The sequence below is a fragment of the Salegentibacter sp. T436 genome (assembly GCF_001932675.1).
GTDB lineage: Bacteria > Bacteroidota > Bacteroidia > Flavobacteriales > Flavobacteriaceae > Salegentibacter > Salegentibacter agarivorans.
In genome coordinates this window covers 1171637-1183332 of the sequence record NZ_CP012872.1, presented here as the reverse complement: position 1 = coordinate 1183332, position 11696 = coordinate 1171637, and the positions used below count along the sequence as shown (strand labels likewise).

General features: G+C 37.9%; 10 protein-coding genes. 6 read left to right on the top strand and 4 right to left on the bottom strand.

Annotation, left to right across the window (positions count from 1 at the left end):
• The first annotated feature begins 79 nt into the window (after positions 1-79).
• Positions 80-589 carry a DUF1440 domain-containing protein gene (locus AO058_RS05200; RefSeq protein WP_075325559.1) on the top strand — a complete coding sequence of 170 codons (510 nt, stop codon included), beginning with the start codon at positions 80-82 and terminating at the stop codon, positions 587-589.
• On the opposite strand, the gene AO058_RS05195 is transcribed toward AO058_RS05200, so the two are convergent.
• The 3 genes from AO058_RS05195 to AO058_RS05185 are packed head-to-tail and all read right to left on the bottom strand — an operon-like array spanning position 586 to position 5742.
• The gene (locus AO058_RS05195; RefSeq protein WP_075325558.1) at positions 586-3060 is read right to left on the bottom strand and encodes a ligase-associated DNA damage response DEXH box helicase; all 2475 of its coding nucleotides are present in this window, start codon (positions 3058-3060) and stop codon (positions 586-588) included. The two genes, AO058_RS05200 and AO058_RS05195, sit on opposite strands and share 4 nt — an antisense overlap.
• 17 nt (positions 3061-3077) lie before the next feature.
• A complete protein-coding gene (locus AO058_RS05190) occupies positions 3078-4673 on the bottom strand; it encodes an ATP-dependent DNA ligase (RefSeq protein WP_075325557.1) in 1596 nt (531 codons plus the stop codon).
• A gap of 49 nt (positions 4674-4722) precedes the next feature.
• Entirely contained in the window at positions 4723-5742 is a 1020-nt protein-coding gene (locus AO058_RS05185) for a ligase-associated DNA damage response exonuclease (protein WP_075325556.1), read from the bottom strand.
• 154 nt (positions 5743-5896) lie between these two features.
• On the opposite strand from AO058_RS05185, the gene AO058_RS05180 reads away from it, so the two are divergent.
• Positions 5897-6319 carry a hypothetical protein gene (locus AO058_RS05180; protein WP_075327886.1) on the top strand — a complete coding sequence of 141 codons (423 nt, stop codon included), beginning with the start codon at positions 5897-5899 and terminating at the stop codon, positions 6317-6319.
• A gap of 63 nt (positions 6320-6382) precedes the next feature.
• Here AO058_RS05180 and fbp read toward each other — a convergent pair whose 3' ends face one another.
• Positions 6383-7390, bottom strand: a complete 1008-nt coding sequence (gene fbp, locus AO058_RS05175) for a class 1 fructose-bisphosphatase (RefSeq protein WP_075325555.1) — start codon at positions 7388-7390, stop codon at positions 6383-6385.
• 203 nt (positions 7391-7593) lie between these two features.
• On the opposite strand from fbp, the gene AO058_RS05170 reads away from it, so the two are divergent.
• The 4 genes from AO058_RS05170 to AO058_RS05155 all read left to right on the top strand — a co-directional run bounded on the left by AO058_RS05170 (position 7594) and on the right by AO058_RS05155 (position 11685).
• On the top strand, positions 7594-8076 hold the full coding sequence (locus AO058_RS05170) for a GNAT family N-acetyltransferase (protein ID WP_075325554.1): 483 nt from the start codon (positions 7594-7596) through the stop codon (positions 8074-8076).
• A 72-nt stretch (positions 8077-8148) separates the two neighbouring features.
• A complete protein-coding gene (locus AO058_RS05165; protein ID WP_075325553.1) occupies positions 8149-8619 on the top strand; it encodes a GNAT family N-acetyltransferase in 471 nt (156 codons plus the stop codon).
• A 6-nt stretch (positions 8620-8625) separates the two neighbouring features.
• Positions 8626-9876 carry an aspartate kinase gene (locus tag AO058_RS05160; protein WP_075325552.1) on the top strand — a complete coding sequence of 417 codons (1251 nt, stop codon included), beginning with the start codon at positions 8626-8628 and terminating at the stop codon, positions 9874-9876.
• A gap of 6 nt (positions 9877-9882) precedes the next feature.
• Entirely contained in the window at positions 9883-11685 is a 1803-nt protein-coding gene (locus AO058_RS05155; RefSeq protein ID WP_075325551.1) for a GNAT family N-acyltransferase, read from the top strand.
• The last annotated feature ends 11 nt before the right edge of the window (positions 11686-11696 follow it).

Genomic DNA, 11696 nt, shown 5'->3' with positions numbered 1-11696 from the left:
ATATCTGCTGCTAAATCCTTGTTAAACAATTGTAGAAAACTCACATAATGGATAGTTTTAATCTGTAAAATAGCTAATTATGAAAGTACAAGCCTTACTAAATAAAGATTCTTATTCTAAAGCTACCGGCCGCGGGCTTCTTGCAGGAGTACTTGGCGGACTTGCCGGTACAGCGGTAAAAAGCCTGGTTGAACATTTTCTACCGGTTAGAAAAATAGAGCAACGTTCTGCCCAAATTAAAATTGTAGACGATCTTTCTACAAAAATCACCGGGTCTCCTATAAGTGTTAATAATGAAGAATTGGCCGAGCAATTAGTAAATTTCCCTATGGGTGCCAGCGTTGGGGCTGCTTATGGTTTTGGAAAGAAAGACAACGAAGAATTAAATATTAGGGATGGGATAATTTTAGGTGGTTCTACCTGGATTTCAACACACGAAACTTCGCTTCCTATGATGGGGCTGGAGCCTAAGCCTACAGATGTGCCCATTAAAATGCAAATGAACGAGCTGTTTGCCCACGTACTGTTTGGAATTACCACTGAAGTTGTTAGAAGTACCGTTCTTAAAAGACTGAATGAAAGAAATTAATTCTCCAGACTTTTCAACATTTTTCTAATCCTGTCTTCCAGTTTTTCTGAAGATAATTTTTCTCGTAACCTGTCGGTAATAATGGGGAAAGAAAACGGCGTTGGTTTTTCGCAGTTTTTCCAAATGATATTTTGATGCTGAATGCGTTCTAAAGCAAATCTTAATCGGCCTTCTTCCAACTGGTGCTCAAAAGTCTCCCTGAAAGATTGCAAATACAATAAATTATCGTCCTCATAATCTTTAAAAACGCTAAATAGCAACTGCGAACTGCTTTGCAAATGTTTACTTTTAATCAGTTTATTCGGGTAACCGGTAAAAACCATCCCGGCAATTACTGCAATATCCCTGAATTTTCGCCTGGCCATTTCTGTAGCGTTTAAACTTTTATAAAGATCATCCATAAGGAATTCTGCGGAAAAAAGATCGTTATCCAAAACTTGCTGCATATCAATTTCCTGGTCTGAGAGCAATTCAAAGCCATAGTCGTTAAAAGCAATACTAAAGGAAATTGGAGAAAGCAAACTGATGCGATACGCCAGTAAACTTCCCAAAGCCTCGTGTACAAATCGACCTTCAAACGGGTAAAAGATTGCGTGATAACCTTCCCTGGTTTTAAAAGTTTCAATTAAAAACTCATCCTGCTTTGGAATAATAGATTCTTTTTGCTGCCTTTCCAAAATTGGCTGTAAAGCTTTTAATTCTTCTGATTTTTCCGAAGAAACTGCAGAAGTAGAAGCAGAAGCGGCATACATTTCTTCCCGAAGCAATTCACTCATCTGCGCGGAAAATGCCATTCTACCGCCCATCCAACTGGGGACTTTAGAAGTCTTTTTCTTCGATTTTCTAACTAAAACCTGCATACTTTTAATTCGCACTAATTCCAGGTTTCTACCGGCAAAGGTAAATACGTCTCCGGGCGTTAGTTTGGAAATAAACCATTCTTCAATTGTACCAATATAACCGCCTTTTAGGTATTTTACACTTAAAACCGCATCGCTCACAATCGTTCCAATCTGCAAACGGTGGCGCATTGCAATCCCACGGTTATTTACTTTAAAAAGTCCGTCTTCTTCAATTTCAATTTTCTTGTATTCATCATAAGCCTGCAAACTCTGGCTACCTTTAGTTACAAAATTCAAGATCCATAACCATTCATCTTCAGTAATTCCCTGGAAACAAAACGTAGATTTAATTTCCGGCCAGATTTCCTTCGGAAAAAACCCATTGGAAACCGCTAAAGTTGTGAGGTATTGCATCAGAACATCAAAACTTAACAAATACGGAATTCTATCTTCCACGGCAGTCTTCTGTACCGCTTTTTGTAAAGCTGAAGCTTCAATAAGTTCTATAGCGTGAGTGGGTAAGAAATAAATTACACTTTCTTTTCCAGGTTGGTGGCCGCTTCTGCCTGCTCGTTGTAAAAACCTGGCCACACCCTTAGGCCCACCAATTTGAATAATGGTTTCCACAGGGGCAAAATCCACTCCCAAATCAAGGCTCGACGTACAAACCACAGCTTTTAAAGTTTCATTTCTAATGGCCTGTTCCACCCAAAGCCTGGTTTCCTTGTTAATACTGCCGTGGTGCATTGCCACTTCCCCGGCAAACTCCGGATATTTATGCATTAATTTCTGAAACCATAATTCACATTGCGAGCGAGTATTGGTAAAAAGCAACGTATTTCTGGAATTCTTTATAATCGGCACTACCTCATCAATCAAGTGTAAACCCAAATGCCCACGCCAGGGAAACTTTTCCATTTTCTCTGGAATAATAGATTTTACGCTGATCTTCTTCTTCAAGTTCGCTCTTATCAATACCGAATTTTGGAAGGCTTCTGAATTAGGACCGAGTAAAACTTCCCGCGCCTGTTCTAAATTCCCAATCGTGGCTGAGATTCCCCAAATTCTTAAATTTTTTGAAACCGTTTTTAAACGAGATAACGCCAGTTCCATTTGCACACCTCGTTTTGTGCCCAGTAATTCGTGCCATTCGTCAACCACCACGGCACTTAGGTTTTTAAAAGTTTTATCGTAGTTTTTTGAAGAAAGTAATAATTGCAAACTTTCTGGAGTAGTAATCAGCAAATCGGGCATTGATTTCTTTTGCGCAGCCCGAACTTTTTGCGGGGTATCTCCTGTGCGAATTCCTATAGTTAAACCACTTCCAATTTCATCAGCAAATCGTTGCGCCGATTGTTCAATTTCCACTGAAAGAGCACGAAGTGGTGTAATCCAAATTGCTTTTAAACCTTTTTTCTGCTTTGTTTTATAATCCGGGTTTTTCTTTAAATAATCCAGCACTATAGGCACCCAAAGTGCATAGGTTTTTCCACTTCCTGTGGGCGCGTTTAAGAGTCCGTTTTTCCCTTGCAAAAAAGCCGTCCAGGTTTGTTTCTGAAAAGCAAAAGGTTTCCACCCCTGGTTAGAAAACCAGGTTTCAGCAATTTCAGTAAGTTGATTTCTATTCATGTTTTAATCCTTCCGTATTAGTCCGGTATTAAATCCCGCAACTCACCCAGCGTATTTGCTTCGTGTATATTTTTATCGGTTCGCCAGCGTACCATTCTTGGGAAACGGGTTGCTACTCCACTTTTATGGCGTTTGGATTCTGCAATTCCTTCAAAAGCGATTTCAAAAACATGGTGTGGAGTTACGCTTCTAACTGGGCCAAACCTCTCTAAAGTGTTTTTCTTGATCCAATTATCCAGTTTTCTAAATTCGGCATCGGTTAAACCGGAATAGGCTTTGGCAAAAGTCACCAGTTCCTTTTTATCATCGTCCCACAACCCGAAAGTATAATCTGTAAATAAATTGCTTCGTCTACCGTGACCACGCATGGCATAAGTGAGCACTGCATCTACTGTAAGCGGATCTACTTTCCACTTCCACCAGTCGCCTTTTTTTCTTCCTACTAAATATGGCGAATCCAATCTTTTTAGCATTAATCCTTCCGATTTTTCTTCTCGCGCACGCTCTCTTTCTTCGGCTACTTCAACCCAGTTTTTAAAAGAAATTCGTTCAGATAAATGCAAGGGAATTTCCTCAGCAGCAACTTCAGCATAAAGCTTCTCCAGAATTTTTCTCCTTTCTATAAACGGCTCGGTTCTTATATCTTCTCCTTTCCATTCCAAAACATCGTAAGCCTTTAAAATTACGGGAGTTTTTTCCAGTAATTTTTTCCTGATATTTTTCCTTCCAATTCGGGTTTGCAGATCTTTAAAGGTCCCAATTTTGCCATCTGGAAAAGGTAATATTTCGCCGTCTATTACCGTTCCATTAGGAACTTTACCTACGAAATCTTCAAATTCAGGATATTTATCGGTGACCAGCTCTTCCCCACGGCTCCAAACAAAAAGTTCGTCATTTCTAACAATCACCTGGGATCGGATGCCATCCCATTTATGCTCTGCACTCCAATTGGCTACATCTCCCAAGTCTTCAACTTCTCCATCTATTGCGTAGGCCAAGTAAAACGGGTAAGGTTTTGATAAATAATCTTCTTCGTTTTCTTCTAAAATCAGTTTTTTAAAAGTGGTTTTTTCAGGTTTCCAGTTACCCATCATCTTATAGGCAAGAATATCTTCGTCGATATCAGTTGCCTTTGAAAGTGAACGTGTCATTAATTTTTGACTTACTCCTATTCGAAAACTTCCGGTGATAAGTTTAGTGAAAACAAAGCGTTCGTAATAATTAAGTGCAAGCCAGTTTTTATGTAAATAGTTCCTTTTCTCTGCTTCGGTTTTAGGTTTTAATTCCAGTATTTCCTGAAGAAATTGATTCAGACTTTTTTCTGAAGATTCTTCTGCCGATGGAATCACCAGCGCGATTGTTTCGGCCAGATCGCCTACAATGTGATAGGATTCTTCAAATAACCACAAGGGAATATTGGCAAGTTCTGATGCCCATTGACGCATTAAAGTGGTGTTTACAGGTCTTGGCGGGCGGCGATGTGATAAAATAGCGATGGTCCAAACCTTGTCTTTTTCTTCGGCATTTTTAAAATAATGCGTTAAGGCCTCAACTTTTAAAGTGGTTTTGTTGGTGCTGTCCAGGGTTTTTATAAGCTCTGCAAAGTCCTTCATTTTAGTTTAGTTTATTTACTTCTCGACCGCTTTCGAAGTGACAAAGCATTTAGTTTTCGATTTCTTTTTTCGATTCTTCCTCTCCCATTTCCCCTTCATATTGTGTTTCTTCAGTTCGGGCATCATAGCCTAATTCTCTTAAATAGCGGGAGAAAATATCGGTATAACCGTGAGTACAGATAACTTTTTCGGCCCCGGTAGCTTTTATAGATTTCAAAAGTCCCTGCCAATCGCAATGATCAGACAAAACAAAACCACGATCTATAGCACGTCTTCTTCGGGCTCCGCGAAATGTCATCCAGCCACTTGCAGAAGCTGTAACATAAGGCACCATTTTCTTAATCCAGGGACTGCCGTGGGCACTTGGAGGAGCCACCACGATACTTCCTTTAAATTCATTCTTTTTGGTATCACGGGTAACCCTCGTAGTTTCGGGCATTTCAGATAAAGGGCGAATCACCTCTGTCATATTTTCTATAGCGCCATGAGTGTAGATTTTACCGATAGAAGTGTCAAGATGTTTCAGTAAACGCTGTGCTTTTCCGAGGGAATATCCAAAGATCACAGAGGTTCTACCGTCTTCCTTATTTTGCTGCCACCATTTATTAATTTCGGTAAAAACTTCCGCTTGCGGCTGCCATTTAAAAGCAGGCAAACCAAAAGTACATTCGGTGATAAATGTGTGGCATTTTACCGGTTCATAAGGCACCGCTACACCATCGTCTTCATCTTTATAATCGCCGGTAAAAACCCAAACTTCGCCTTTATATTCTACCCTAATTTGCGAAGAACCAATAATATGCCCGGCGGGATGAAGGGAAAATTTTACGCCATTAATGCTAAAAGTTTCATTCCATTCTTTCCCGGAAACTTCAATTTCACCCAGGCGATGCTTTATAATAGGAACATTGCTGTGATGCGTAATATATTTTTTATGCCCCCACCGAGAATGATCGGCGTGGCCATGGGAAATAATAGCTTTGTCTACCGGTTTCCAAGGGTCCAGATACACATCTGCAGCTTCGCAGTAAATTCCTTTTTTATTAAAAGCCAGTAATGGTGGTTTCATTTTTTGAGTACTTAAAATGAAATTACCGAAAATGAAAGGCTTAAAAAAGGGATTAAGAAAAGATTAGCGATTGATGAAATCCTAAACTTTTAAAAGTTTTTTGATGAATTTTATTTTAAGCTTTAAGTATATTTGCAGTACCAAAATATTAAAAATGTCATTTTCAGATTTATTTGATTCGGGGGAACATCTTCGCAACATTAACCATTTTGCATCTATTGTAAACCTGGCGAGTGTAGATGGAAAAATCAATGAAAAGGAACGTGTTCTTTTAGAGCGTTTTGCCCGTAAACTAGATATAAGCGAACAGGAATATAAAATGGTGATTAAACGCCCGGCTGAATTCCCTATTAACTCTTATAATAGTGCCGAAAAACGTTTAGAGCGGTTGCACGACCTCTTTAAGATTATTTTTGCCGATAACGAAATAGATAATGAAGAAGAAACCCTCATTAAACGTTATGCTATAGGTCTTGGTTTTTCAAGTGAAAATGCAGAAAAAATTATAAAAAGATCTATCCAGATTTTTAGCGGTCAACTTAATTTTGAAGATTACCAGTATTTACTGAATAAATAAGATTAAAATATTGAATAATGGCCTAACTGAAAATTATATCACTTTTCTATTAGGCCATTATCTCTATCCATATGTCTGCATAAATTCTTCAGCTTTCTCTACCATATTTTTACTTCCGCAGAAAAATGGCGCACGTTGGTGTAATTCTGTAGGTTGAATATCCATAATTCGACTAAAACCATCGGTGGCCTTACCTCCCGCCTGTTCCACGATAAAGGCCATAGGATTACATTCATATAATAATCTCAGTTTTCCGTTGCTGGCTTTAGAACTTTTAGGATAAATAAAAATTCCGCCTTTAATCATATTCCGATGAATATCTGAAACCATAGAACCAATATACCTTGATGTATAGGGACGGTCTTCTTTTTCTTCTTGGCAGTACTTTATGTATTTCTTTACACCATCGGGAAAATGCACATAATTACCCTCATTCATAGAGTAAATCTTCCCGTCTTCCGGAAATTTCATATCGGGATGTGATAAATACCAAGATCCCAGCGCGGGATTGAGGGTGAACCCATTCACTCCGCAGCCCGTGGTATAAACCAGCATCGTAGAAGTCCCATAAATAATATAACCGGCAGCCACCTGTTTATTGCCGGGTTGTAAAAAATCTTCTTTTGTAACTGGGGTTCCGATTGGAGTCACACGACGATAAATAGAAAAAATAGTTCCAACAGATACATTTACATCAATATTGGAGCTTCCGTCTAGCGGATCCATAAGCACCACATATTTATTTCTATTATCGTTATTTTTACCTGAAATAGTTATAAAATCGTCGTTTTCTTCGGAAGCAATTCCACAGACAATTTCACGATTTATCAGGGTTTGAATAAAAGTCTCATTTGCATAAACATCTAGTTTTTGCTGATCTTCTCCCTGGATGTTGGTATCTCCATGCAAGCCTAAAATATCTACTAAGCCTGCTTTATTCACTTCGTGATTTACCACTTTAGCCGCCAGTCGTAAGGACCTAATTAAGCGGGAAAGTTCACCCGAAGAATAAGGAAATGCTTCCTGATTTTCTATTATAAATTCGCCTAAAGTCTGATTTTTCTTAACCATTATGTACTAATATCGTTAGTTGCGTCAAAATTATTCATTTTATTTAGTTACTAAAACGTTTTCGTAAAAATTATATTGAATTTTACGAAATTTTAATACAACCTATTTTCAGACTTTACTTACTAATTTTTTCAGCGGATATTTTATGAAATCCCTAATTTGAAATTTCAATCTTTACTTTTGTAACGAAAACAAATTAAAAAATGGAATTTACAATTAGAAAAGCAAGGCCAGAAGATATGTCAGCGGTTATAGAACTTATACAGGAACTGGCTGAATTCGAAAAAGAGCCCGAGGCAGTAATTATTACTGCGGAAGACCTGAAAACAGATGGTTTTGGGGAAAATCCGTCGTTTACCTGTTTTGTAGCCGAAGCTGCAGGAAAGATTGAAGGAATGGCATTATGCTATTTTAGATATTCTACCTGGAAAGGAAAAACCGTACACCTCGAGGATCTGGTAGTAAGAGAGAATATGAGAGGCAAAGGTTTAGGAAATGCCCTTTATAAACGTGTGATTCAATTTGCGAAAGAAGAAGGTGTAAAACGTACCGAATGGGTGGTTTTAGACTGGAATACCCACGCACGTGATTTTTACAGCCGTAGTGGTGCCACTGTTTTTACCCATTGGTGTACTGTGCAAATGGAAGAGCAAGCAATGGACAAATTTCTCGAGAAAACACGTTAATAATACGCTAAGCCTATATAATTAGCCCTTTTTATTAAAATCTATTCCTACTTTTGTAGAAATACCAGACTTATGGAATACGTTATACGCGAAGCTAAGCGGGAAGATATGCCCGCGGTTTTGGAACTTATTAAAGAACTTGCTTCTTACGAGGGTGCAGCAGATGAGGTTCAAATTCACGTAAGTGATTTGGAACATGAGGGTTTTGATGAAGCCAATTTTAAATGTTTTGTCGCAGATGTAAAAGGTAAAATTGAAGGGATGGCGCTGGTTTATTTTAGGTTTTCTACCTGGAAAGGCCGTACCGTTCACCTGGAAGATCTAATTGTTAGAGAAAGTATGCGGGGCACAGGTCTTGGCGGTGCTCTTTATAAAAGAGTCGTAAAATATGGCCACGAAAATAGCGTTAAAAGAGTAGAGTGGGTAGTTTCTGAAGGGAACAAAAATGCCCAGGAATTCTATGAAAATACGGGAGCAGACATCAAGAAAAACTGGTACACCGTGCATATGGATGAAACCGGAATTCAGAAAAACATCGATTAAATTTTTATGAAGGTTTTTAAGTTTGGAGGCGCATCGGTAAAAGATGCGGCAGGAGTAAAAAATGTTCAAAATGTATTAGAGAAAACCGGTAACGGCCCTAAAGTGATCGTGATTTCGGCGATGGGAAAAACCACCAATGCGCTGGAAATTGTTATTAAAGATTATCTTTTTGAAAAGCAAATTCCCGAAAGCCTACAAGCGGTTGAAGATGCACATTTTGAGATAATAAACGAACTTTTTGCGGAAATTAAATCCCCGGTTTTCAATAAAATAAATACACTTTTTACTGAACTTAGAAATTTTCTTCAGCATAATAAGTCTGAGCAGTACGACTTTGTTTACGACCAGGTAATATGCTATGGTGAGTTGGTTTCTACTACCATAGTTAGTGAATATCTCAATTCCCAAAACATAGCAAATAACTGGCTTGATGCGAGGCATCTTGTTAAAACCGATAGTGTTTACCGGGATGCCGGTGTAAATTGGGAAGATACCCACGAAGCAATTCAAACCAATCTAAATATAAGCCAGGTAAATATTACGCAGGGCTTTATTGGTTCAGATCCCAATAACTTTACCACCACGCTTGGTAGAGAAGGTAGTGATTATACCGCGGCAATTTTCGCTTATTGCTTAAATGCTGAAAATGTAACTATTTGGAAGGATGTTCCCGGAGTTTTAAATGCCGATCCTCGAGAATTTCAAAACCCGGAGTTACTTCAGCAAATTTCTTATGAAGAAGCTATTGAATTAGCATTTTATGGAGCGTCGGTAATTCACCCAAAAACTTTACAACCACTTCAACAAAAAGAAATTCCGCTTTTTGTAAAACCCTTTTTAAATCCCGAAAGCGAAGGTACCAAAGTTGGAAAAGGGCAACTTATTTTTCCTGAAATTCCTTGTTTTATCGTTAAAAAAGACCTGGTTTTAATTTCACTTTCCACACTGGATTTTTCCTTTATGGTAGAAGAAAATATCAGTGAGGTTTTCAGGCTTTTTCATCAATATCAAATGAAGGTAGATTTAATTCAAAATTCTGCGATTAGTTTTTCGGTTTGTGTAGACAATAAATTTAACCTGTTAGAAAAATTAATTCAGCATTTAAAAGCCAGGTTTAAAGTGAGTTTTGTGCCAGGAGTTTCCCTTTTTACCATTCGGCATTTTAACGATGAAGCGATTAAAAGCCTTGAAAAAGATAAAGAAATACTGCTAAAACAGCTTACCCATAACACGCTTCAAATTGTAACCCGAAACTAAATTTATATGGGAATTGTAAGTGCCAGGGAAGTTGCCAAAGTAATGAACCTCCAAAAACTAGGTCTGTTTGGAACCTCAATAGGTTGGTTAATTCTTCGAACTACTAAACTTTCCAGGTTAAATAAAGAATACCAGAAAAGAAAAAACTTAAATGGAATTGATTTTATTGATTCAATTTTAGAAGGTTTTGAAATAGATTTTGAAATTCCCGAGAAAGATTTAAAAAGAATTCCCAAATCTGGTGCATTTATTACCATTTCTAATCATCCTCTTGGCGGAATTGATGGAATGATTTTAATGAAATTATTACTACACCAGCGCCCCGATTATAAGGTAATTGCTAATTTTCTTTTGCATCGTTTAGACCCGTTACGGCCTTATATTATGCCGGTGAATCCTTTTGAAGACCATAAGGATGCAAAGTCTAGTTTAGGCGGAATTAAAGAAGCGATTTCTCATTTAAAAGAAGGCCACGCCCTGGGTATGTTTCCGGCAGGCGAAGTTTCTACCTATAAAGACGAGAAACTTATTGTAGACAAGCCCTGGGAACCTGCTGCAATGAAACTTATTCAAAAGGCAAAAGTTCCGGTTGTCCCTATTTATTTCCACGCTAAAAATTCTACTTTTTTCTATAAGTTGGCTTCTATGAGCGATATTTTGCGTACCGCCAAACTTCCCAGCGAAATGCTTACCCAAAAAAGAAGAAAAATTAAGGTGAGAATTGGTAATCCCATTTTGGTAGAAGACCAATTAGAACATTCAAATTTAGAAGCTTTCACTGCATTTTTACGTCGGAAAACCTATATGCTGGCCAACGTTTTTGAAAAGAAAAAACTTTTTGAGAAAATACCCAAACACCTAAAACTTCCAAAATCTCCCAAAAAAATTGCAGCAGAAACGGCGCAGGCACTTATGGAAATAGAGGTAGAAAACTGCCGCCAAATGGACAAGCGGTTACTCTCCAGTAAGAATTACGAAGTTTTCCTTGCAAAAAAAGAGGTGATTCCGCATATCGTAGCCGAGCTTGGAAGGTTACGGGAAATAACTTTTAGGGCAATTGGTGAAGGCACCAACAATGCTACCGACCTTGATAAATTTGACGAATATTATTACCACTTGTTTTTATGGGATAATGAAGCCAAAAAGGTAGCCGGTGCTTACCGTATGGGTATGGGAAATGAAATTTATGCCCGGCACGGGATTGATGGGTTTTACCTACAGGAATTATTTAGGTTTGAGCCAGAATTGCATAAAATGATGAGCCAGTCTATAGAAATGGGTCGCGCATTTATCATTAAAGAATATCAGCAAAAACCAATGCCGCTCTTTTTACTTTGGAAAGGGATTGTACATTGTACCCTACGTTTTCCCGAGCATAAATACCTTATTGGTGGCGTGAGCATTAGTAATAAATTCTCAAATTTCTCTAAATCTTTAATGATCGAGTTTATGAAATCTCATTATTTCGATCCAAATGTGGCGCAATATATTAAACCGAAAAAAGAGTTTAAAGTAAAACTAAAAGACGCCGATAAAGATCTTGTTTTTGACGCCAGCGATGCCGATCTCAATAAATTCGATAAAATTATTGATGAAATTGAGCCAGAAAATATGCGTTTACCGGTTTTAATTAAAAAATACATTAAACAGAATGCAAAAGTAGTAGCCTTTAATGTAGACCCACTTTTTAATAATGCGGTAGATGGATTAATGTATATAAAAATTGAAGATTTACCTGAAAGCACCGTAAAGCCGGTGATGGAAGAGTTTCAGAAAGAACTGGAAGAAAAATTTAATTCAATACATTAAGCTGTTAATTT